The 24,151-nt window shown below is 59.1% G+C and carries 14 protein-coding genes, 1 rRNA gene and 3 pseudogenes; 4 read left to right on the top strand and 14 right to left on the bottom strand.

Features of this window, described 5'->3' with window-relative positions; translation table 11 throughout:
- Positions 1-167: 167 nt before the first annotated feature.
- Positions 168-283: ribosomal RNA gene (gene rrf, locus ASE80_RS19285) — 5S ribosomal RNA — on the top strand.
- 180 nt (positions 284-463) lie between these two features.
- Here rrf and ASE80_RS19280 read toward each other — a convergent pair.
- The 3 genes and pseudogenes from ASE80_RS19280 to ASE80_RS19270 all read right to left on the bottom strand — a co-directional run bounded on the left by ASE80_RS19280 (position 464) and on the right by ASE80_RS19270 (position 4,538).
- The gene (locus ASE80_RS19280; protein ID WP_056860375.1) at positions 464-2,959 is read right to left on the bottom strand and encodes a TonB-dependent siderophore receptor; all 2,496 of its coding nucleotides are present in this window, start codon (positions 2,957-2,959) and stop codon (positions 464-466) included.
- Between the two features lie 84 nt (positions 2,960-3,043).
- Positions 3,044-4,017, bottom strand: a pseudogene (locus ASE80_RS19275) (FecR domain-containing protein).
- A gap of 5 nt (positions 4,018-4,022) precedes the next feature.
- Positions 4,023-4,538: a sigma-70 family RNA polymerase sigma factor gene (locus ASE80_RS19270; protein ID WP_056860374.1), complete on the bottom strand. Its 516-nt coding sequence runs from the start codon at positions 4,536-4,538 to the stop codon at positions 4,023-4,025.
- A gap of 279 nt (positions 4,539-4,817) precedes the next feature.
- Between ASE80_RS19270 and ASE80_RS19265 the strand changes: the two genes are divergently transcribed.
- Positions 4,818-6,698, top strand: a complete 1,881-nt coding sequence (locus tag ASE80_RS19265; protein WP_056860373.1) for a methyl-accepting chemotaxis protein — start codon at positions 4,818-4,820, stop codon at positions 6,696-6,698.
- A gap of 38 nt (positions 6,699-6,736) precedes the next feature.
- Here the strand turns inward: ASE80_RS19265 and ASE80_RS19260 are convergent, their stop codons facing one another.
- The 5 genes from ASE80_RS19260 to ASE80_RS19240 form a co-directional block, all read right to left on the bottom strand.
- Positions 6,737-7,195, bottom strand: a complete 459-nt coding sequence (locus ASE80_RS19260) for an SRPBCC family protein (protein WP_056860372.1) — start codon at positions 7,193-7,195, stop codon at positions 6,737-6,739.
- Between the two features lie 18 nt (positions 7,196-7,213).
- Positions 7,214-10,588 carry an amino acid adenylation domain-containing protein gene (locus ASE80_RS19255; protein ID WP_056860371.1) on the bottom strand — a complete coding sequence of 1,125 codons (3,375 nt, stop codon included), beginning with the start codon at positions 10,586-10,588 and terminating at the stop codon, positions 7,214-7,216.
- Positions 10,585-11,532: a diiron oxygenase gene (locus tag ASE80_RS19250; protein WP_056860370.1), complete on the bottom strand. Its 948-nt coding sequence runs from the start codon at positions 11,530-11,532 to the stop codon at positions 10,585-10,587. The genes ASE80_RS19255 and ASE80_RS19250 overlap by 4 nt, the downstream gene beginning before the upstream one ends.
- On the bottom strand, positions 11,529-12,287 hold the full coding sequence (locus tag ASE80_RS19245; RefSeq protein WP_056860369.1) for a DUF3050 domain-containing protein: 759 nt from the start codon (positions 12,285-12,287) through the stop codon (positions 11,529-11,531). Before ASE80_RS19245 ends, ASE80_RS19250 begins: the two co-directional genes overlap by 4 nt.
- A 377-nt stretch (positions 12,288-12,664) precedes the next feature.
- Positions 12,665-13,375 carry a GntR family transcriptional regulator gene (locus ASE80_RS19240; protein ID WP_056860368.1) on the bottom strand — a complete coding sequence of 237 codons (711 nt, stop codon included), beginning with the start codon at positions 13,373-13,375 and terminating at the stop codon, positions 12,665-12,667.
- A 249-nt stretch (positions 13,376-13,624) separates the two neighbouring features.
- Between ASE80_RS19240 and lapG the strand changes: the two genes are divergently transcribed.
- The gene (gene lapG / locus ASE80_RS19235; protein ID WP_056860367.1) at positions 13,625-14,317 is read left to right on the top strand and encodes a cysteine protease LapG; all 693 of its coding nucleotides are present in this window, start codon (positions 13,625-13,627) and stop codon (positions 14,315-14,317) included.
- Positions 14,318-14,331: 14 nt separating this feature from the next.
- Positions 14,332-16,278, top strand: coding sequence for a cyclic di-GMP receptor LapD (lapD, locus tag ASE80_RS19230; protein ID WP_056860366.1), 1,947 nt, complete (start codon positions 14,332-14,334; stop codon positions 16,276-16,278).
- 139 nt (positions 16,279-16,417) lie between these two features.
- Here the strand turns inward: lapD and ASE80_RS19225 are convergent, their stop codons facing one another.
- The 6 genes and pseudogenes from ASE80_RS19225 to ASE80_RS31510 form a co-directional block, all read right to left on the bottom strand.
- Positions 16,418-16,756 (bottom strand): hypothetical protein, encoded by a 339-nt coding sequence (locus ASE80_RS19225; protein WP_056860365.1) that lies wholly within the window; start codon positions 16,754-16,756, stop codon positions 16,418-16,420.
- Positions 16,757-16,908: 152 nt separating this feature from the next.
- Positions 16,909-21,899: pseudogene (locus ASE80_RS19220) on the bottom strand (LapA family giant adhesin); the annotation flags it as partial.
- A 1-nt stretch (position 21,900) separates the two neighbouring features.
- Positions 21,901-22,466: immunoglobulin-like domain-containing protein (locus tag ASE80_RS31520; protein ID WP_330219952.1), on the bottom strand; the 566-nt coding region annotated here is incomplete at its 3' end.
- A gap of 58 nt (positions 22,467-22,524) precedes the next feature.
- Positions 22,525-22,799, bottom strand: a pseudogene (locus tag ASE80_RS31515) (immunoglobulin-like domain-containing protein); the annotation flags it as partial.
- Between the two features lies 1 nt (position 22,800).
- Positions 22,801-23,114, bottom strand: a 314-nt coding sequence (locus tag ASE80_RS31685; RefSeq protein WP_330219951.1) for an immunoglobulin-like domain-containing protein, incomplete at its 3' end; no start/stop codon positions are given.
- A partial coding sequence (locus ASE80_RS31510; RefSeq protein ID WP_330219950.1) for an immunoglobulin-like domain-containing protein occupies positions 23,105-24,151 on the bottom strand: 1,047 nt, incomplete at its 5' end. The genes ASE80_RS31685 and ASE80_RS31510, both read right to left, overlap by 10 nt.

Below are 24,151 nucleotides of genomic sequence, written 5' to 3'. Positions count from 1 at the left end.
GATGCATCGCCGATGGTAGTGTGGGGTTTCCCCATGTGAGAGTAGGTCATCGTCAAGATTAAATTCCGAAACCCCTGATTGCTAACGCAATCAGGGGTTTTGTTTATGTAGAAGTCCATGAATTTCACCGGCACGTTGCTAGCGCAACGGGCTGGTACACAGAATTTCTTGACGACCATAGAGCATTGGAACCACCTGATCCCATCCCGAACTCAGCAGTGAAACGATGCATCGCCGATGGTAGTGTGGGGTTTCCCCATGTGAGAGTAGGTCATCGTCAAGATTAAATTCCAAAGCCCCTGTCTGCTAACGCAGACAGGGGTTTTGTCGTTTTGGGGGATAATAATGCCCCGGCTGCAGACAGCCCACGTAAGTGTCCAGGCCGAACAAAAGCAGCCTGACAACACCCACAAAAAAGCCGGCACCTGGAATCAGGCGCCGGCTTGTTAGAAGCTATAACGGATCAGAACTGATAGCTGACCGTCGCGCTGACATTACGCTCTTCACCCAGGTAGCAGAAGTTCAAGCTGGCACACGAAGCCACATAGCTCTCATTGGTCAGGTTGTTGGCATTGAGCCTTACATCCACACCCTTCAGGCCTACCTTGCTAAGGTCGTACCCTACCGAAGCGTCAAACAACGTATAGGCGGGCACTTTCATCGTGTTCTCGGCGTCTGCCCAACTGTATCCGACATATCTCACGCCCCCGCCCAGTCGCAGACCGTCCAAGGCGCCGTTATTGAATCTGTAGTCCGCCCATACCGACGCCATATGCCGAGGCGCCTGGGTTGGCGAGTTGCCTTTGTTCTCGATCAGATTGTCGGCGGAGCTCAAGGTACTCACCATCGACTTGGAGTACTTGATGTCGGTGAAGGTATAGCTGCCTAAAAGCTTCAGGTTGTCGGTCAGTTGCATATGGGCTTCCAGCTCCAGTCCCTGTGAGCGGACGGCGCCTACCGCACGATAGAAGTTTTCCTGCGGCAGCTTAGTGGCCAGGTTTTCCTGGTCGATGCGAAACAGCGATGCGGTAAACAGGTCGTCAGTCCCCGGCGGCTGATACTTCAAACCCGCCTCCCACTGTGTCCCGTTAGTCGGTGCCAGCGGGTTGCCCGCACTGTCGGAATAGGAGTTAGGGTTGAAAGACTCCGAGTAGCTCACATACGGCGCCAGGCCGTTATCAAACAGGTACAACGCCCCCGCCCGACCCGTCAGTTTGGTACGTTTGTCGCTGATCTGCGTACCCAACGGTCGGCTCGCTTCAGCGATACGGTTTTCATCCGACGTCTCTACCCAGTCCTGGCGCAGTCCCAGGGAGAACCGCCATTTATCCATCTCAATCAGGTCTTGCAGATAGACGCCCGTTTGCTCCAGTCGTCGCAGATAACTGGTCAGGTTGGCATTGCTGATCGCCGAATTGCCATAGACCGGGTTAAACGCGTTGATCGGCTGCAATGAACCGCTGGTCCAGTCCACCACGGTTTTACGCCGCTGATAATCCGCGCCCATCAGCACCGTATGTTTGGTCGCCCCGGTAAAAAATTCCGCTTGCAGCATATTGTCGATAATGAACGCATGCAGCTTTTCATCTCCGCCGGAGTAATAGCGGTTCAGCTCATTGCTGGTCGGCGTGGTCCAGCCATAGGCATATACCTGGTCCAGCTTTACCTTGGAGTCGAGATAGCGGAAGTTTTGTCGCGCAGTAAACACATCGTTGAAGCGATGTTCGAACTGATAGCCAAACGACTGCTGGTCACGCTTGTACCCATCTACCCCAGGCTCACCTTCGAAAAAATGGTTGGAGATACGCTGGCCATTGCGCTGATGCAGTGCGCCGTCCGCCGGCATACCCCCGTGATAACCACCCTCAGGGTCATGCTGCAAATAGGCTTGCAGCGTCAGCGACGTGTCTTCGGTAAAGTCGATGCTCACTGTCGGTGCCAGTGCGTAGCGTTTTTCTTTGGCGTGGTCGAATTGTGTGTCGGACTTATCCGCCAGCCCGGTCAGCCGATAGGCGACGCGCTTGTCATCGTCCACCGGCCCGCTGAGGTCAAAACCCATCCCGCGTTGCCCGTTACTGCCGATTGTCGCTTGCACCTGATGGTAGGGCTCATACAACGGCTTCTTGCTGGTCAGTGCAACCAGACCTCCAGGCGAGCTACGCCCGTACAGCACAGAAGATGGCCCCTTAAGAATGTCCACGCGTTCAAGAAAATACGGGTCCACCTGCATGGTGCTGTAAGTACCGCTGTCCCCCATGGATTTCAAGCCATCCAGGTAGATGTTATCGACCGAGCCATCGTTAAAGCCGCGCATCGCCACGTAGTCATAGCGGTGAGTTGCGCCATAGGGGTTGGTCAGCACGCCAGGGGTGTAACGCATGGCTTGGGCCACGGTCTGAGAGCCCTGGTCGTCCATCTGTTCACGTGTCACCACCGAGACGGTTTGCGAGGTTTCCAGCAGGGCCGTACTGGTCTTGGTGGCGATCTGACTGTGCGTCGCGTTGTAGCCGTCCATGCTGCCCAGCGCATTACCCAGGCCGAAGCCTTTGATGTCGGTGGTGGGCAACGTCAGCGTGCTGCTTTGCGGCAGCGACTGCAGGACGAAGCTGGCACCATCCTGTGAGGCGGCCTGCAACCCCGAGCCATTGAGCAAATGATTCAGGCCCTGCTCAGCGGAATATTCACCGTGCAGCCCTGGCGACTCCAGGCCCTGAGTCTGCGCTGGGGTGCTGGCAAGCGTAATGCCCGCCTGACGGGCGAACTGATTGAGCGCGTCGCTCAGCGGGCCGGCAGGGATGTCGTAGCGTTGGTGAATGTGCTCGCTGCCCGCTTGCGCAGCCATGCCAACCAGCGGGACCGCGCCCATGCCCACTGCCGTCGACAGTAACGCTACGCGTATGGCCTTGGCCAAAAGAGGGTAGGAGGAGTCTGATGAATCGTTGAGAAAACGCACAGTCATGATCAAGGTCCGTAGAGGCCGGTAAGGCAGATAAAGAGGCTTACTGTCTAAGCCGGGCTCACGGAAAAAAGCCGCCAAAAAAAATCAGGCCAGGCGTTCCAGGCTCACCCACCAACGCGTGCGATAGCGCACTTGAACGGGCAGCGTCTGCGCAACGATCGCCAGCAACTTGTCGGTGTCTTCCAGGCGGAAAACCCCTGACAGCCGCAAGTCGCCGATCTCTGCGGCACAGCCCAGATAACCCGGGCGGTAGCGCCCCACTTCCGATACAAAGTCGGCCAGGCGCATGTCCCGCGTCACAATAGCCCATCGGCCCAGGCGCCCATGTCCATAGTCAGCGGCGCCGATAACGCGGCGTGCGCCTGGTTGATCAGATAGGTTTCCCCTGTGTGCACTTGAGTCGCCAGGCCATCGGCCGTAGGCGGTGAATGGATAGCCACATTGCCGCTGACCACGCTCAAGCGCGTGCACTCGCTGTCTTGGCGCACGGTAAAACGCCCATCGATGCCTTCGAGCAAGCCGTGGCGAGTGTGTACCAGCAAAGGCGCTGACGATGGCGAACCGCAGGCCACCAGGATTTCCCCGCGCACCAACGTAATCAGGCGCTGCTGCGGATTGAAGGTGAGGTTCACCGCACTGTCGGTGTTGAGTTGCAGGCGTGTGCCGTCCGGTAATTGCACGCTGCGCCGTTCACCGGTGGCAGTTGCGAAATCGGACGTCCAGCGCTGCCAGCCGGTCATGTCCCGGCTTACCCACGCCGCCGAGCCCACCAACACCACACCCGACAACACCTTCAGTGCCCGTCGTCGGCCCAAGCCTTGTGCGACGTTTTCCAGTGCCACATGTGCCCCAGGAATCGCCGCCATCTGGCTGTTCAATTCCCGTTGCAGCGCCTGCACCCGTTGCCACGCCAATTCATGGTCACCGTGAGCTTCACGCCAATGTTCACATTGCGCATGCAAGCGCACATTCGCACGGTTGTTACGCAGGCGCAGTGCCCAACTGATCGCCTGTTTGACCACTTGGGGATCCGGCCCGGAGCGCGCGGCGTTATCCATTGGCTTCAGGTTTCATAGCGCAGGACATAACAGTGATATAGCCCTTCAGCGATGTACCGCTCCACCGAGCGCAACGACACGCCCATCTGCTCTGCGATCTGCTGGTGAGCCAGCCCATCGCACTGAGCCAGTAAAAACGCCTTACGCACCTTGGGCTTCAATCCGTCCAATAGGCGGGCGACTTCCTCCAGTAGCTCCAACACCAACGCACGCGCTTCGGCGCTGGGTGCCAGCGCTTGCGGCAAGTGAGCGATGGATTCCAGGTAAGCGCGTTGGATTTCTTCGCGACGCCAGTGATCAATCACCAGTCCCCGGGCGATGGTGCGCAAAAAAGCACGCGGCGCCTTGAGCTCAAAGCGTTCGGTTTTTTGCAGCAGGCGTACGAAAGTGTCCTGCGCCAGGTCCGCAGCATCGGCGGCATTGCCCAAGCGACTGCGCAGCCAGGTGTTGAGCCAGTTGTGGTGGGTGCTGTAAAGCGTGTGTACAACACTTTCGCACGCAATGTAGTCAGTAGAGGGCATTCAGGCAGGCCTGGCCAAACGTCACAAATGATAATTAGTCGCATTGTCTGGGGGGCAGAAAAATTTTGCAACGCCGAACGCTGAGCCTCTACCACTGGTCGGTTTCCCACTCAAAATAAGGATGCTTCTCACAAATTCCTAAGATTTCTCCTGGCGTGGCCGAAAGCCTGACGAGCCATGCGTGCACCGAAATAGAGCGGCCGAAGAGCCGGCCTATCCCGTTACATGGAATGTTCCACTCGGCACGCTCACCCCCCTTTGGCAAAAGAAGTCGATGAAATGAATCTCAAGTTCAGTCATAAAATTCTACTGGCCGCATCAGGCGTCGTGGTTCTGGCCTTCGCGCTATTTACCCTCTACAACGATTACCTGCAGCGCAGCACCATCAAACAAAACCTTGAGTCGTCTATCCAGCAATCGGGCGAGCTCACGGCCAGCAGCGTGCAGAACTGGCTCAGTGGCCGCATCCTGGTCCTTGAAAGCCTGGCGCAAAACGTTGCTCACCAGGGCAGCGGTGCCGATCTGCCAGGGCTGGTCGACCAGCCTGCGCTCACCTCGAACTTCCAGTTCACCTATGTCGGCCAAACCAACGGCGTATTCACCCAGCGCCCTGACGCCAAAATGCCCGACGATTACGACCCTCGTCAGCGCCCTTGGTACAAACAAGCGGTCGCCGCCGATAAAACCATGCTGACTCCGCCTTATATGGCGGCCGTTGGCGGGCAAATCGTGACCATTGCCCTGCCGGTCAAAAAGAACGGCGAACTGCTCGGTGTAGTGGGCGGTGACCTGAGTTTGCAAACCCTGGTAAAGATCATCAACTCGGTGGATTTCGGCGGTATTGGCCATGCGTTCCTGGTCAGCGCCGATGGCCAGGTCATCGTCAGTCCCGATCAGGACCAGGTGATGAAGAACCTCAAGGACATCTACCCAGGCACCAGCCTGCGTATCGAGAAGGTCAGCCAGGACGTTGTGCTCAACGGCCAGGACCGTATTTTGTCATTCACCCCGATCAGTGGTTTGCCGGGGGCGGATTGGTACATCGGCCTGTCGATCGACAAAGACAAAGCCTACGCACCGCTCAGTAAATTCCGCACATCGGCACTGATCGCCATGTTGATCGCTGTGGTAGCGATCGCCGTGCTGCTCAGCCTGCTGATTCAAGTGCTGTTGCGCCCGCTGACCACCATGGGCGCGGCCATGCAGGACATCGCCCAGGGCGAAGGCGATTTGACGCGACGCCTGGATGTAACCAGCAAGGACGAGTTCGGCGAAGTGGGCAGTGCGTTCAACCAGTTCGTTGAGCGTATCCACGCCTCGATTTCCGAAGTGTCTTCGGCTACGCGTCAAGTGCACGACCTGTCCCAGCGCGTCATGGCCTCGTCAAACGCCTCGATCATCGGCTCGGACGAGCAAAGCGCGCGCACCAACAGTGTGGCAGCCGCCATCAACGAGCTGGGCGCCGCCACCCAGGAAATCGCCCGCAACGCAGCCGATGCTTCGCAGCATGCCAGCGGTGCCAGTGAGCAAGCGGACGACGGGCGCAAGGTGGTGGAGCAAACCATCCTGGCCATGTCGGAACTGTCGCAAAAGATCAGCTTGTCCTGCACGCAGATCGAAACCCTCAACGCCAGCACCGATAACATTGGGCACATCCTGGACGTGATCAAAGGCATCTCTCAGCAAACCAACTTGCTCGCGCTCAACGCGGCGATCGAGGCTGCGCGTGCCGGTGAAGCCGGGCGCGGGTTTGCCGTGGTGGCCGACGAAGTGCGTAACCTGGCGCACCGTACTCAGGAATCGGCCGAAGAGATCCACAAGATGATCACTTCGCTGCAAGTGGGCTCGCGTGAAGCCGTGACCACCATGAACGCCAGCCAGGTCTCCAGCGAAGAAAGCGTTGAAGTGGCCAACCAGGCGGGTGAGCGCCTGGTCAGCGTGACGCAGCGCATCGTCGAGATCGATGGCATGAACCAATCGGTTGCGGCGGCTACCGAAGAGCAGACCGCCGTGGTTGAAACCCTCAACGTTGATATCAACCAGATCAACTTGCTCAACCAGCAAGGCGTCGCCAACCTCAACGAGACGCTCAAGGACTGTGATGCGCTGTCGCAGCAGGCCAGTCGATTGAAGCAACTGGTCGACAGCTTCAAGATCTGACCGGTCTCAGCCGGCGCGAGGTGCCTCGCGCCGGCTGATCAACCGAACATCCGGCGCACATGCTCCAAGGCGCTGTCGGCGAAAGCCTGCACAAACTGTTCAAACTCCGCCTGCGGCATATCGACCGGCTCGCCAATCAGCGTCCAGGTCGCCCTGGAACGTTGCGCGTCAAGTGCCTCCACACGCATGGCAGCCCATAGCCGGGCGACGCCCAAGGTGTTGTAGAGGGTGGTCCAGGTCATGCACATCCCTTCGTCGTCCCAACTATTGAGTTGCTCAACGACGTGGTGCCCATCGTGGAAGAATTTACGCCGCAATGCGCCCACGCCGGTTCCCGTCATTTCGATGTGCGACAGGGCCGGAATGAAGGCATCAAAGCCTGCAAAATTTCCCACCACACTCCACAGGCGAGCGGCATCGCACGCGACGTCAACAGACGCTACCAACGGCGCGCCATTCGGGTTACGGATTAATGTATCGGGTTGCAGCGGTTTCATAAAAAGTCCTGAAGCGGGTCAGAGAAAGCCAATGGCCTTGAGGTGGTCGCAGCCTTTGCGCAACAGCGCAGAGTCTTTGTGCGGGTACTGCTCGCCCATCGCTGCCACACCCTGGCGTGCGTTGTCGTGACAAATCATCGAGACGTCGCTGATGTCTTCCGTGAGGTCATCCAGGTAAAAACCCAGCACGCCAAACAGCGCGTTATCGGGCCCCACCGTTTGCAACACCTTTTGCCACTGCGCGATGCTCACTCGTTCGAAAAGATGGCCGGCCTGGCTGAACGCATCCAGGTAGTGGTCCCAACTCAAGGGCTGCGGGTTATGCAGGTTGAAGACGTTTCGCCGCGCCACGAATTGGCCGCAGTGGAACGCGATGAAACGGGCCAGGAAATCCACCGGCATCAGGTCGAAATTCACCTCCAGGCGGGGCGCCAGGCCCAACTGCAGCGACCCCTTGAGCATCAGCATCAGGCGGTTGTTTTGTGGCTGGCACACACCGTTGTGGCTGTTGAACGCAATATTCCCCGGTCGATGAATATTCACCCAGGCTCCTTGCTCGACCGCACGCCCCACCAGCCGCTCGGCGACCCATTTGGAAAGGTTGTAGCCATTCTTGAGATAGAGCGGCAACGTGGCCTCGGCGGGTGTTTCGAGGACGTGGCCCTGGGGGTCGATACTGCTGCAGGCCGATAGCGTCGAGATGAAGTTGAAGACTTTCTTGCTGTGGGTTTCGCACAGGCGCAGGCACTCAAGCACCGGTTCGACGTTGTCCCGGGCCAATGAGGTGTAGTCCAGCACATGGTTGACCCGTGCGGCGTTGTGCACCAACACACCATGGTTGCGGGCGAGGTGGTCATAGACATCACAGGCCAGGCCCAACCGGGGCAGGCTGATGTCAGCGGCATAGACCCTCACGCGGCTCAGGTCCAGATGCTCCAGGTGGTACTCGCGCAGTGCCTGGGCAAACCGCGCTGCCGCCGAGTGCCCTGGCCGTTCGCGCACCAGGCACGCCACCGCACGGGCCCCGCCCGCCAACAGCGCTTGGACCAGATGTACACCCACAAAGCTGTTGGCGCCCGTGACGATCACCTTGCGTGGGTCGCCTGCGGACTCCCGTGGCAGCGTGCGCAGGTCCAGCGGCTGGGATGCATCCTTTTCCATCTGGCATGACGCTGCAAAAGGTAATGCACCGTCTTCCATCAGCAGGGCAAGGGTGCGAATCGTCGGCGCTTCAAAAAAACGGCTCAAAGACAGACTACGACCAAACTGTTCGCGCACACGCAGCAGCAAGGTCGACAGCAGGATGGAGTGGCCGCCCACATTGAAAAAACTGTCGTCAATGCCCAGCTCGGCGCCAGGCATGCTCAGCAACTCGCTCCACAGCGCCACCAGTTGCGCTTGCAAAGGCGTTTGCGCCGCAGCGCAGGGGATGCGTGGCATGGTGTGCCCAGGCATCGTCAGCAAGGCCTGGCGGTCGATCTTGCCATTGGCGTTGCTGGGCATGCCTGGCAGCTCTGCCCAGCGCTCGGGTTGCATGTAATCCGGCAACCACCGTTGCGCATATTGCTTCAGGCCTGCCACCGTTGCGCCCGGTTCTGGCTGGGCGACAAAACCGAGAATTCGACGATCACGGTCGATCACCACCGCTACCTGACGAAATAAGCGACTGCTGCGCAGGCACTGTTCGATCTCCTGGGGTTCGACGCGAAAGCCCCGGATCTTCACCTGATCATCCCGTCGGCCACCCAGCTCGATACCGTCCGCGGTCCATTTTGCCCGGTCACCGCTGCGGTAAGCCTTCAGCGCGTGGCCGCCCGGCAGCGCCAGCTCGACGAATGGATTGCCCTCGGGCGGCGGCGCGCTCACATACCCCAGCCCTACGCCAGGGCCTGTGATGTACAGGTCGCCCATTACCTGCTCATCCACCGGTTGCAGCGCATCATCGAGGATCAGCACCTGGCTGTTGGCGATGGGGCGCCCCACATTGCGATTGCTGTCTGCCGGGCGCAACACCCGATGGGTGACCAACACTGTCGTCTCGGTAGGGCCATAGAGATTGTGCAACTGGCACTGGCCCGCCAATCGTTCGATCACATGCGGTTCGCAGGCGTCGCCGCCGGTCAACAGATGGGCAAGCCCCAGAGGCTGATCCAACGGCAGGATGCTCAATAGCGCTGGCGGCAAAAAAGCATGGCTGATGCGCTGCTGGCGGATCAGCTCGACCAGTTGCTGAGGGTCGCGCCGTTGCGCTTGGCTTGGGACGATCAACTCGGCACCGGCGATCAGGGCCGGGAAGATATCGATCAGTGATGAATCGAAACTCAGCGGCGAAAATTGCAGGACACGGCTGTGTTCATCCAACGCAAGGCTGGCCCCGGCCCAACCGGTGAAATGCGCAAGGTTGCCCTGGCTCAGCAGTACGCCTTTGGGCTGGCCGGTGGTGCCCGAGGTGAACAGCACCATGCACGGTGCGTCGATGCTGGCGCGACGTTGTATCAATGGCTGCGTGATGTCGGCGTGGTTCGAGTCAATATTGCCGACATTCAGGCTCGTGAAGTGCTCGCGCAAAGGGTGTCGGCCATTGTCCAGCAAGACCTTTGCGTTACCGCTTTCCAGCATGGCCTGCTGGCGCTGTGGCGGATGATCCGGGGCCAGTGGCAAGTACACCGCGCCGCAACCGAGCACTGCGAGAATACTGGCATACAACTCGACGGACTTTTCCAGGCACACGCCGACCACCGGCGTCTCAATGCCTTCCAGAAGGGGGCGCAGGCATTGCTGGATCGACAGCGCGCGAAGCAACAATTGGCGGTAAGTCAGCACGCTGCCCGCGATGTTCAGCGCCGGACGTTCGGCGAAGGCGTGCAGGCTGGCCTGCAGTCGCTCGATCATCGGCACCTGGGCCGCCTGCAACAATGCCGGCTGGTCGGTGCGATTGAACCGATGCACAAACGCCAGGCCGTCCAGCCCGTGCAAACTGTGCTCCGGCCAGGTGTTAGTGGTGGTGCTGGCGGCAAAGAATTCCGCGGCCCTCGAGAACCCACTGACCAGCGAGGTGGCCCACTCAACCAGTGCGTCAGTCGCCTGCCGGCGCAATCGTTGGCCGTTGCCGCTGGGCTCCTCGGCAACGTTGTGTACCGTCAGCACACGTTGATCACGGTCGTAGCAGCGTAACTGCAACGAGGGCAGTCCGCTTTCGGACACTGGGCCGATACCCAGCCGCAGGCTTAACCGTTGGGTGGCGCCGCCGTGTGCAAGCGCAGGTTGAGTGCCGTCCTCAATGAACAGGTCGAAGGTTTGCGTCGCGCTGGCGTGCCCGTAATCTTCGAGCGCTTGCTTGAGCGCCATCAGGGCCTGGCTCGTACCGCCCCATCCGATACTCAGCCGCCTCATGCCTGCCTCCCCGGTTCGGGCAGGTAATCGCTCAGGGCGCGGGCAACGCTTGGGGTATGCAGCACGCCGCTGTGCTGCAGGAACCCGATGATGTTGCCGAGCAACGGGTGCTGGCGGGTGATGGGAAAGTGCAGTGCTGTGACTTCGTCGCGTAGCGCTTGGCGGATGTCGGTACCGACATCCAGGTGTTCGACCAGTTGCAGGTCGAAGTCTTTGTGCAGCGCGTTGGTCAGGTAGTGGGTCAAAAAAGTCGGCAGGACTGCGGCGATGCTGTCGCGGTCTGCCGGGCTAGCCGCCTGCCAGTAGAGACGCACCAGCTGCGTCCAGAACTGGGCGTGGCGCCCTTCGTCAAACAAGTGATCGGCCATCAAGCCGCGAATCGAAGCCTTGACGCTGCCGTCCTTGGCAAATGCCGCGACGTCGTGGGTGACGGTGTTCTCGGCGATGGCCACGCCAATCAACGCCACTGCATCGCGCAGGTGGTGCGGTGCCAGCGCCTGGGCGGCCGGCAAGGCCCGGCTCAGTTCGATTTGCGTGGGCAGCTCAAGCGGTTGTATGCCGGTCAGTTCAATGGTCTGTTGCAGGAAGTCCAGGGCGACCAGCGCGTGGTAATCCTCATCGACCACGACCGTCATCGCATCAATGCGACACGCAAGGGGGAAGGGCAGCGCGAAGCGATTCTTGGCAATGCTGCGGGCGGTCGTGTCGACGATCTCGGTTTCGAAGATCACCACGTCATTGATGAATTTGTAGAAGCTTTGCGTCAGCACAAAGTCGCGCCACTGGGGGCAGTGCTCAACAAAAGTTGCACTGAGCACCAAGGGTTGGCGGCAGACCGGAAAGATCAAGCGATCGTCGTTTTCCAGCAGGCGCCGGGGGCGTGTGCGGATGGTGGCGCGGCGCTCCCAATCTTCGGCAAACGCGCGGTAGTCTGCGGTGCTCATGGTTGTACCTCGTATAGCGAGGCGTGCACGTCGTCCCAGAAACCGAGGCGGCTCTCTATGGCGCTCAGCGCGGTCTCATCCGCCTGGTGTTGGCGTGCCGGGTCGGCTCCGATCAGGCGCTGGAGCAACTGCTCCGCGCCTGGGCCATGATCCTGGGCATCCAACTCGATGTGGCGGCTCAGGTAGTGACAGAACAGGGGAGCCTGTCGCGCCATGAAGACGTCGCCCTGCAGAATGCGTTCGAACATCGATGGGATGACACTTTCGCGACCGTGGAGGAACGCTGCCGCCACACAGTGGGTAGGTGCGCTTAACGCGATCTGCAATGTGCTGCTGACAAAGCGCGCCACACCGGGGCGCACATTGATCATTTGCATCGCCGTGTTTGCCTCGACGCCTTGGCGCTGAAGGTCGATGAAGCGTTGGATGGGCGTGGTGTCCGCGCCGGTTTCGGCCATCGCTTCCAGGTACAGCTCGAAGTGGCTGCAATGGGCGCCTATGGGATGTTCGTCAGACTCTTCGCCAAGCACGATTTCATTGATCAGGCGTGCGCTTTGCGGGTCAGCGGGTGGCAGCCAGGGCAGTTGCGTGCCTGTCAGGTCCTGCTGCAGGCGTTTAGCCAGGCTCATGAAATCCCAAACAGCAAATACATGTTGCTCCATAAAAAGTTGTAACGTGTTAAGTGAAGTTATTTCTGCAAATAACGGATGGCTGCATAGTTGTAGTTTTTTTTGTTCAAGCAAAAGTTGATGCATGGTTGACGCCTATAAGTTGTTGCGACTGCTCTGAAAACAGTGATGGGGTTTTTAAATGGAAAGCGAATGGCTGGCGTTACGCTAAGCCACGCGTACAGCGCTAACCTGACATAGGTCTGCACTGCCGCGTGAAGTGTTCTTTTATGGGTGGAAGATAATAATCTTATTAAACGTTTGAATAAACTGATGAAAGTATTAGATGGTTTTACGAGAAGAAGTTCGCTGTAAGTTGGTAGTGCGCAAGTGTGTGGGAGGTTTCGTTGGCAAGTGCAGGATTATTTAAAAATAATCTCGCCGTGGCGTATAAGCGTGAGGCACTTCCTGAGAAGAAAGATGCCCCATACGGTTCAAATGATAAAAAAGGCAGGTGTTAACCCTTACTGTGCGTTTTTGTTCGCGGCGTCCTCAAGGCTATTGAGGTAGGTGTTGATCACCTCCATACCCCGCATCAGGTGATTGCGCAGGGTCAGGATGCTTTCTTCGACTTTCTTGTGCACCACCAGGCTTAGCAATTCACGGTGATCTTCCTGGGAAGTCTCGCCCAGGCCCATGGCCTCGAGGTTGAAGCGCAGAAAGCGTTCCTCCTCATTCAAGCCGTGTTCAACCAGTTTGAGCAGCCGCTGGTTGGGCGCCTTGCCATACAGCGCCATGTGGAACAGGCGGTTGAGCCGCCCAATTTCGGCATAGTCTCGCTCGCGTTCCAGCGCATTGATGAAGGCTTCAGCCTCAGCAATGTCTGCCTCGGTGAGGAACGGAATGGAGAGGCGCAGCGCTTCGGATTCCAGCAATATGCGCAGGGCATAGGTCTCGGCCGAATTATCTTCGATCAACGGCGCCACCACAGCGCCTTTGTGGGTTACCACGTGGAGCAAGGACTGAGCTTCCAACTGGCGCAAGGCTTCGCGCACGGGCATACGGCTGACGCCGAACAGGCTGGCCAATTCTTGCTGGCGCATCGCTGTACCACAGGGCAACCTGCCGTCGAGAATGGCATTGCGCAACGTTTCTTCAATAACGGCGCGTGCAAGATGGGCGGGAATAGGCCCGCTGATTTTGATGCTGCTTAATGGGTTCGGCTTCTGCGTCACGGTTACGCTATCCTCCTTTCTTGAATGGAGTGTGTTTAATTGGATCCAAAGCACACTAGAGATGGGTCGCGCGCTTGTCAAACAGCCAAAGTTTCAGTTTGTAAGGGCTTACAGGCGGTACTTTGTGCGTCCCACAAGCGGCGTTTATAAACTCGAACCCCTTATGAATGATTGCACTGTGCCATTGTTTTTTGTTGATTGAAGCTGCACCATCCCTGAAATTGCGTCTCCCTTCACGGACTGAACGCCTTGGCGGTAAGTTTTATTCCCTCTCGAATTGTCGGCTGGCTACTTGCAGCGACTTTGCTCGCTGGCCTGATGCCCGGCGGGCTGCATGCCGATTGGGATTTCTCGCAGATCAGCCGCAAAGCCACGGCTCTGTACGGGCCGCTCGGCGAGGGCCAACAGCGCATCGACGCCTGGCAGCGCCTGTTGGCGACTGAAAAGAAGGTCGACGAACAGGAGCAGCTCAAGGTCGTCAACCTGTTCTTCAACAAGCAAATGACTTATGTAGAAGACATCGACCTCTGGCACGTGGTCGACTATTGGGAGACGCCCATCGAAGCGCTGTGGAAGGGTGCGGGAGATTGCGAGGACTACGCAATCGCCAAGTATTTCAGTCTGCGCCACCTGGGCGTCTCCAGCGACAAATTGCGCATTACATACGTCAAGGCCTTGCGTCAGAATCGCGCTCACATGGTGCTGACCTACTACCCGACCCCCGACGCTATCCCGCTGGTGCTCGACAGCCTGATGGATGAGATCCTGCCGGCCACCCGCCGTACCGACCTGGTGCCGGTGTACTCATTCAACGCCGAGGGTTTGTACCTGCCCGGCGCCAAGGGCAACAAAAAAGTCGGTGATACCAAACGCTTGTCGCGTTGGCAGGATGTGTTGAAAAAAATGCGTGCGGAAGGCTTCCCGGCCGAACCTGCCAACTAGGAGTAACTGATCGGATGTCACTGTTCAAACAACTATTGATCGCAATCTGCCTGTTCCTGGTGGTCGCCTTCAGCGGCAGCTTCATGGTCAGCCTGGAAAGCTCGCGCACCCAATACGTCAACCAGCTGCGCTCCCATGCACAGGACGCGGCGACCGCGCTGGCGTTGTCGCTGACACCCAATATCGACGACCCGGCGATGGTGGAGTTGCTGGTCAGTTCGATTTTCGACAGCGGTTATTACGCCAGCATCCGCGTGGTGGATTTAGCCACTGACAAAACCATCGTCGAACGCAGCGGCATCCCGGACAACAACGGCGTGCCCAACTGGTTCGTCAAGCTGATCGGCCTTGAACCGGCCGGCGGCGATGCACTGGTCAACCGCGGCTGGGAGCAGGCGGCACGCGTGGAGGTGGTCAGCCACCCGATGTTCGCCCTGGCCAAGCTCTGGCAAAGCGCGCTGGGCAGCCTGGGCTGGTTACTGCTGTGCGGTGCGGTGAGTGCGGTGCTCGGCGCGTTGCTGTTGCGTCGGCAGTTGAAGCCGCTGGACTACATGGTCAAGCAGTCCCACGCCATCGCCCGCCGCGAATTCCTTAGCCTGCCGGATCTGCCGCGCACGCCGGAGCTGCGGCGCGTGGTGCAGGCCATGAACCAGATGGTGGAGAAGCTCAAGGCCCTGTTCCAGGAGCAGGCCGAGCGCAGTGAAAAATTGCGCATCGAATCCTACCAGGACAACCTTACCGGCCTCGCCAACCGGCGTTATTTCGAGATGCAGCTCAACGCCCGCGTGAGCAACCCGGAAGACACCAACTCCGGTTACCTGCTGCTGTTGCGGGTCAAGGACCTGGCCGGTCTCAACCAGCGCCTGGGCGGCCAGCGCACCGACCAGTTGTTGCAAGCGGTGGGCGAACAGCTGCTGCGCCAGTGCGAGCCTTACCCGGAAACCCACAACCTCGTCACCCGTATCCGTGGTGGTGAGTTCGCGGTGCTGGCGCCGGGGCTGGTGCGTGAAGAAGCGCTGCAATTGGCGCAGAACCTGGAGAGCACCCTGCTCAGCCTGCAAGCCACCAGTGCCAGTGACGTCACGCCGGTCGCCTACATTGGCCTTGCGCCGTTCAACCACGGTGATTCGCCCCAGGCATTGCTGACCCTGGCTGACCAGGCTCTGGCCCAGGCCGAAGGGCAGGGCGACAGCAGTTGGGTGTGCCTGGACCACAGCGCCGCCGCCAGTGTCGGCGACGATCACCATGCCTGGCACACGCTGCTGGACCAAGCCCTTACCCACCAGCGTTTTGAGCTGTACTTCCAACCGGTCGTCGCCAGCCAGGACCCACAACTGGTGCTGCACTACAAGGTGCTGTCGCGCTTGCAGGATGACGACGGCCACACCATCCCGGCCGGGCGTTTCCTGCCGTGGCTCGAGCGTTTCGGCTGGACTGCACGCCTGGACCGACTGATGCTCGAGCAAGTGCTCAAGCAGATGGCCAGCCATACGCACAGCCTGGCGCTGAACCTCTCGGCCGCCACCTTGCAGGATGCCCAGGCGTTGAACCGGATTGTCGAGTTGCTGCGCCAGCACAGCAACCTCGGCCCGCGCCTGACCATGGAAATCGGCGAGGAGCAATTGCCCGAACAGGCTCTGCTGGAGCAGTTGACCCAACGTCTGCGCGAGTTGGGCTTCTCCCTGAGCCTGCAGCGTTTTGGTGGGCGCTTCAGCATGATCGGCAACCTGGCGCGCCTGGGCCTGGCGTACCTGAAGATCGACGGCAGCTACATCCGTGCCATCGACCAGGAAAGCGACAAGCGCCTGTTTATCGAAGCGATCCAGCGCGCGGCCCACAGCATCGACTTGCCGTTGATTGCTGAGCGCGTAGAGACCGAAGGTGAATTGAAGGTGATTCGCGAGATGGGGATTTTCGGTGTGCAGGGGCAGTTGTTTGGTGAGCCTGCGCCCTGGAAATAATATAGACCTAAGCTGGGTACTGGCTTGTGTGGGAGCTGGCTTGCCTGCGATGCAGACGCCTCGGTCTCGCAGCCATACCGAGGTGATGCTATCGCAGGCAAGCCAGCTCCCACATTTAGATCCGGTTCTACTTTAGCGATCAGATCAAGCCCGTCTCATCATCATTGATCAGATGGCTCAACCCACCCAGCGCTTCCCGTGCGTGGTTACGGTCCATCAGCTTGGCCTGGGCCGCCGGCGGCAGGTCGGTCACGCTGATCACGCCCTTACGGGTCAAAACCTGAATCAAGTCGTCCAGTACCCGGATCATCTCCAAGTCACTTTGCTTGAGCTGGGCCAGGCTGGTTTCCACCACTTCGTTGGCGTACCAGGCCTGGATCTCATGGTGATCGGCCGGCAGGGTTTCGGTCGACTCGGCAAAGGCGGCGGCCTCCACGCGACTCAGCGCTCCCTGTGCATCACGTTGCACGTAAAACATAAGAATCCCTCGAAAATGAGCCACACGCGTTCACCAGCATAGGTCAATGCGGTGTTTATGGGCGCGAGTATGCGATGCAACCGGCCGCCACGGCCAGCGGCGTATCGCCCAAGCAAATCGGCCGCCCTTGCGGGCGGCCGATAAATCACAGCTTAGGCGGTGTGGTCGATCTTGATGGTCGGGTCGGCACCGGTGATCAGCGAGTTGATGCTGGTGTGCGACCAATCGTTGCCTTCCAGCTTGATCGTCACATCGGCATTGGCCAGGCCGCCGGCGGCGTTGAGCTTGCCTTCACTGCTGATTTGCAGGGTCGACACGCCTTCTACCGTGGTGATCTTGAGGTAGTTGTCGATGGTGCTGTCCGTCTCACCTTTCAACAGATCCTTGAGATCGATCCGGTCACCTTCCGAGGCCTTGAAGTCCTTGATCACGTCGTTGCCGAAGTCGCCCGCCTTCCAGACGAAGGTGTCGGCACCCGAGCCGCCGATCAGGATGTCGTTGCCCGGCCCACCGATCAGGGTGTCGTTACCGGTGCCGCCCAACAGGATGTCATTGCCTTTGCCGCCGTCCAGCAGGTCGTTGCCGCCCTGGCCGAACAGGATGTCATCACCTGCGCCGCCCAGCAGCGTGTCGTTGCCGTCCTTGGCGCCGGAGACGTCGAAGTCCGCGTAGTGCTCGGTGACGTACTGGTGCACGTTCGAGGTGGTCACCGCCGAGACAGCCATGCCGGTTTTCTGTGCCACAAAAGCCTGGAGTGCGTTGTAGCCTTCACCGGTAATCCCGCTGAAGCTCACCAGGTCGCCGAAGAGGATGTCGTTGCCGTCGCCACCGCTGACGGTATCGGCGCCTGGCAGCGTGGCCTCGGTGTGGCCGAGGATCGCGTTGGCCAGGTCCTTCGGATCGATGTTGCTTTGCGGCTTGCCATCGGTGTCGTAAGGCTTGAGGTCGTTGAGGCTGACGTCGCCGTTGATACCGATCGCTTCCACTTGCGACAACCCGCCCAGCAGCGCAAAGGCGCTTTTGGCGTTGCTCAGCGTCGCCGAGTTGGTGCTGTTGCCCGTGCCGTCCAGGTTGGACAACTCAAAGGTGCCGTCACCTTGGGCATGTACGGTGCCCAGGTCGGTGACGACCCAGCGCCAGCCATTGTAGATTTGCAGCTGAGCGGCACCCGAATTGTCGATGGACAAGTAGTGCGTATTGTCGATGTAGGTGGAGAACGTTGTGCCAGGCGTGTAGTTGGCAGTCGTGACCACGTTGTCGAACTTGACGTTGCCGTACAGCGTCGGGTTGGTCTGCTCGCCGCTCTGGTAGTACGTTGGCTGGCCGTCGGTGATGAAGTAAGTCAGGTTGGTGGCGCCGGTGTTGCTGGTGGCCAGGCCGCTCTGGAAGAAGTTCGCCGTGGTCTTGAACACGTCTTCGTAGTTGGTGCCGCCACCGGACGTCATTGAGTCCAGTACTGTCTTGAGCAAGGTCAGGGCGTTTGGATCGTTAAGGTTGATCGCGACCGACTTGTTCACCTGGGTATCGAAGTCCGCCAGGAAGATGTTCACGGTGCCCGAGGTGTTGGCGCCCAGGCTGTCTTTGAGCGAGTTGAACACCGACGTCAACGAAGCCTTGGCCGCGTTGATCGAGGCAGTGCTCATACTGCCGGAACTGTCCACCATGAACGCGATGTTGTAGTTCTTGCCCTGCACCACGTTCAGGCCGCCGATATCGGCCACGACGATGTCATTGCCGTCGGTGCCGACAATGTTGTCGCTGCCTGAAGTACCCGTCACCGAGCTGTAGGTCGCCGGGTACACGGTAACTGGCAATTGCGCCGTGGTAGACGCCGAACCGCCGATGCTTTCGGTGGAGGTCGACGTCACGGTCAGGTTGAACTGGCCGCTGTAATAGGTCGGCGGCTTGATGGTCAGGGTGTTGAGGTCCCAACCGGTCACGTTGACTTCGCCCACGCCTTTGGTCGCCGTGAAGGTGTGCCCGGAGGCGTCGGTGAGGACCGAGCCTGCCGGTACGCCGCTGATCTTCACGCTCAGGGTTTCGGAGCCGTCGGTGTCGGTCAGTGCGGTGGTAACCTTGGACAGTTTGACGGTGCCGTTTTCCTGGCCTTCGTTGAGCTTGTAGCCCACGTAGTAACCGTCACCGTTGCTGCCATGCAGGTCGGAGACGGTGACACCGGCATTGGTCAAATCAGTGAGGCCGGTGTACAGCGGCACGGTGCTGGTGCTCAAGTTCTGTATCGCCCCGCCGTTGATCGACAGATTGACGTCAAAGCTGCCAGGCCCCGCTTGGTTGGCTTGGTAGATCTCGAGGCTGTAGTAACCGCTGACCGTTGGCGTAAACGAGCCGCTGAACTTGCCGCTGTTGGTCGCCCATACCCCGCTGGCAATGTCTTTACCGCCAACGTTGACCACCACACTGTCATCGGCGACGCCGCTGAAGGTGTAGCTCTTGCCGGCTTCCATGTACATCAGGCCGGAGATCTTGGAGCCGGAGCCGGCGTTGACATTGTCGACTGACTCGACATTGGTGACGACACTGGTGTTGTTCGGCGTACCGGCGTTGTCGATGGCTTTTTTCAGTACATCAGGTGCCGCGCCGTTCCCGTTGGTGCCGAGGCCGGCAATGCTGTTCCAGCCCTGCTTGATCAGACCGGTCGAGGCGACATTGTTATCGGCCACGTTCAGCGTGGGTGCATCGGCCACCGGTGTGATATCGACTTTCACCGTGGCGCTGTTGCCCAGGTCCTTGCCGTCGGTAGGCTGGAACTTGAACTGCGCATAATCAGCCTGCTTGTTGCCAATGCCGGTGCCGCCATAACCGTCGGCGCCGGATTCGTTGGCGTTAGGCATAAAGCGCAACTGGCCGCCGTCGATCTGGGCCTTGGTGAAGGTCTGGTTGGCAGTCACGTTGGTCCAGGTGGTGCCATCCGCTGCCAGGTATTGCAGCTTGCCGGCCACCGGCAGGTCGGTGATCTTCACGCCCAGGCTGGCTTGTGGCGAGTCCACATCGGTCACGCCGAAGTTGGCCCAGGTCAGCGCCAGCGGCGTGTCTTCGGTGCCGGTCACGGCGCTGCCGGTGGCGACTGGCGGATCGTTGACTGCCACCACGTTAACGGTGGTGGTGGCAACGTTGGAATAGTTGCCGCCATCGGTCACGGTCACGGTGATGGTCCGCGGCGTGGTGCTTGGGTCGTGGCTGTTGTTGGTGAACGTGATGTTCTGGATACGCTGCATGTAATCAGCCAGCGTCGCGCTGCCCGACAACGTCAGGGTGATGGTGCCCGTCTGGTTGTTTGTGCTGACGACGATGCCGTTCACGCTGTTGCCCAGGTTCAGTGCATCACCGGCCTGTGCGTTGGTCAGGGTGACCGTCGCGCCAGTCAGCATCGTGCTGTCCGGGTCGGTGATCTTGATATCGGTGTCGGCAATCGACACACCCGGCCCGGCGGTGCCTTCGGTAAAGACCGTTTTATAGTCTGCACCGGTCGCGCCGCTGGAGTTGTTGGCATCCAGGTCGATGACCGGCGGCGCATCGTTGTCGATGATATTGGTGCTGACAGTGCCCTTGTCGATTACCAGATTCTCGAAGTTGCCGCCGGTGGTCTTGTCGATGGTGATGACAATCTGTTCGGTCGGCTCGGTGATCTTGTCGTCAATCGTGGCGATGTTAAACGGCACGCTGCTGGCGCCGGCCGGGATCTTCACGGTGTACACGCCGTTGAAGTCCGAGCCGTCGGTGGCGGTGCCGCTGTACTTGAGCGTCACGGTCACATCGGTTTGCGCCGGGTTGCTCAGGGTCAGCGTGTAATGCGCCGTGCCGCCTTCAGTCACCGAGGCGTCGCCGGTGATGCTGATGGTGGTGTTGTTGACCACATCCGTCACTTTGGTGGTGACGGTGCTGCCGTCGACGATCAGGTGTTCGTACTTGTCGCCGCCGCTGACCACGCCGGTAATCTTGTTGTTTACATCGTTGGCGCCGACGTACGCGTCATTAGGCGCAACAGCCGTGTTGGTGCTGCTGGACTTGCCGTTGCCGATAGTGATGGTCGAGCCGTTATCCAGCTTGACCACCAGATCGGAACCGACGTTGGTCACTGCCGCGCCGTTCTTGTCGACCAAGGATGCGGTGTAGGTAATCTGACCGCCTTCAGCGACCGAGCCGGTGGCTTTGAGCACCACGGTCACATCATCGATGGTGTCGTTGATGGTGGTGGTCGCGCCGCCCGGCGTGATGGTCACGCCTTCGAAGTTACCGCCGGTGGTGCCAGTGATCTTGACCGTCTGGGTGCTCTTGTCGATGAACACGTCATCGCCAGGCGCGGCAACGGTCACAGAGCCTGCGGTTGCGCCTTGCTTGATGGTGATGCTGGAGCCGTTATCCAGCGTGACTACCATGTCGGTGCCGGCCTTGTTGCTCAAGGTGGCGGTGTAAGTGATCTGGCCACCTTCGTTGACGGCACTTGGCGCGGTCAGCGTGACGCTGGTGAGATCGGTGGTGCCTGGGGTATCCGTCACTGTGGTGTTAACAGGCGTAGTGCCTGGCACCAGATTCTCGAAGTGCGCGCCGCCGGTCACTTTGGTGATGGCGGTGGTAACGGTCTGGTCGCCTTTGTACAGTCACTGCCGCGCCGTTTTTATCCACAAGGCTGGCGGTGTAGATGATGTTGCCGCCTTCGCCAACGGTGGTGGTGGCAGTCAGAACCACATCCACTTTGTCGATAGTGTCGTTGATCGTGGTGGTCGCGCCGTTGCCTGCAACTTCAAGTTTCTCGAAGTTACCGCCAGCGGTGTCAGTGATCTTGACCGTTTGGGTGCTCTTGTCGATGAACACGTCATCGCCAGGTGCCGCAACAGTCACGGAGCCAACGGTTTCGCCAGCCTTGATGGTGATAGTCGAACCGTTATCCAGCTTCAGCGTGACGTCAGTGCCAGCCTTGTTGCTCAAGGTAGCGGTGTAAGTAATCTGGCCACCTTCGTTGACGGCACTTGGCGCGGTCAGCGTGACGGTCGTGGTGTCCGCAGTGCCAGGGGTGTCAGTCACTGTGGTGTTAACAGGCGTAGTGCCTGGCACCAGATTCTCGAAGTGCGCGCCGCCGGTCACTTTGGTGATGGCGGTGGTAACGGTCTGGTCGCCTTTGTACNGTGTTAACAGGCGTAGTGCCTGGCACCAGATTCTCGAAGTGCGCGCCGCCGGTCACTTTGGTGATGGCGGTGGTAACGGTCTGGTCGCCTTTGTACACRTCGTTTGGAGCGACGGYGGTGACGGTGCCGCTGGACTGGTTTACACCGATAGTGATGGTTTTGCCGTTGTCCAGGGTCACGGTCAGCGGGTTGGTGATGTTRGTCACTGCCGCGCCGTTTTTATCCACAAGGCTGGCGGTGTAGAYGATGTTGCCGCCTTCGCCAACGGTGGTGGTGGCGGTCAGGACTACATCCACTTTGTCGATGGTGTCGTTGATCGTGGTTGTCGCGCCGTTGCCTGCAACTTCAAGTTTCTCGAAGTTACCGCCAGCGGTGTCAGTGATCTTGACGGTTTGAGTGCTCTTATCAATGAACACGTCATCGCCAGGTGCAGCAACAGTCACGGAGCCGACGGTATCGCCAGCCTTGATGGTGATGCTCGAACCGTTATCGAGTTTCAGGGTTACATCGGTGCCCGCTTTATTAGAGAGCGTAGCGGTGTACGTGATCTGACCGCCTTCGTTCACTGCAGACGGAGCTGTCAGTGTCACGGTGGTGGTGTTATCGGTACCCGGAGTATCCGTNTTGATGGTGATGCTCGAACCGTTATCGAGTTTCAGGGTTACATCGGTGCCCGCTTTATTAGAGAGCGTAGCGGTGTACGTGATCTGACCGCCTTCGTTCACTGCAGACGGAGCTGTCAGTGTCACGGTGGTGGTGTTATCGGTACCCGGAGTGTCGGTGACGGTGGTGCTCACCGGCGTTGTACCTGGGACCAGATTCTCGAAGTGCGCGCCGCCGGTCACATTAGTGATAGCGGTAGTGACGGTCTGGTCGCCCTTGTAAACATCATCTGGAGCNGGTACCCGGAGTGTCGGTGACGTGGTGCTCACCGGCGTTGTACCTGGGACCAGATTCTCGAAGTGCGCGCCGCCGGTCACATTAGTGATAGCGGTAGTGACGGTCTGGTCGCCCTTGTAAACATCATCTGGAGCKACAACGGTGACGCTGCCGTTCGACTGGTTAACGCCGATGGTAATGGTCTGGCCATTGTCCAGGGTCACGGTCAGCGGGTTGGTGATGTTRGTCACTGCCGCGCCGTTTTTATCCACAAGACTGGCGGTGTAAACGATGTTGCCGCCTTCACCAACGGTAGTAGTGGCGGTCAGAACCACATCGACCTTGTCGATGGTGTCGTTGATAGTCGTGGTTGCGCCATTACCTGCAACTTCCAACTTCTCGAAGTTACCGCCAGCAGTGTGGCGGTGTAGACGATGTTGCCGCCTTCACCGACGGTGGTGGTTGCGGTCAGAACCACATCGACCTTGTCGATGGTGTCGTCGATGGTCGTAGTTGCACCATCGCCAGCCACTTCCARCTTCTCGAAGTTACCGCCAGCAGTGTCAGTGATCTTGACGGTCTGAGTGCTCTTATCGATGAACACGTCATCGCTAGGCGCAGGGACGGTTACGGTGCCGACGGTATCGCCAGCTTTGATGGTGATGCTCGAACCGTTATCGAGTTTCAGGGTTACATCGGTGCCCGCTTTATTAGAGAGCGTAGCGGTGTAAGTGATCTGACCGCCTTCGTTCACTGCAGACGGAGCTGTCAGTGTCACGGTGGTGGTGTTGTCCGTACCCGGTGTATCGGTGACGGTAGTGCTAACAGGCGTAGTACCTGGCACCAAATTCTCGAAGTGCTCACCGCCAGCCACATTAGTAATAGCGGTAGTGACAGTCTGGTCGCCCTTGTACACGTCATCTGGAGCGACAACGGTGACGCTGCCATTCGACTGATTAACGCCGATGGTAATGGTCTGGCCATTATCCAGGGTCACAGTCAGCGGGTTGGTGATGTTAGTCACCGCATTACCCGACTTGTCGACCAGCGACGCGGTGTAAACGATGTTGCCGCCCTCACCAACGCTGGTAGTTGCGGTCAGAACCACATCCACTTTGTCGATGGTGTCGTTGATGGTGGTGGTTGCGCCGTTGCCAGCAACTTCCAGTTTTTCGAAGTTACCGCCAGCGGTGTCAGTGATCTTGACGGTTTGAGTGCTCTTGTCGATGAACACGTCATCGCCAGGTGCCGCAACAGTCACAGAGCCGACGGTATCGCCAGCTTTGATGGTGATGCTCGAACCATTGTCCAACTTCAAGGTGACGTCAGTACCGGCCTTGTTGCTCAAGGTCGCGGTGTAGGTGATCTGACC

The sequence above is a fragment of the Pseudomonas sp. Leaf15 genome, assembly GCF_001421425.1.
GTDB lineage: Bacteria > Pseudomonadota > Gammaproteobacteria > Pseudomonadales > Pseudomonadaceae > Aquipseudomonas > Aquipseudomonas salomonii.
This window is presented reverse-complemented; position numbering and strand designations above follow the sequence as displayed.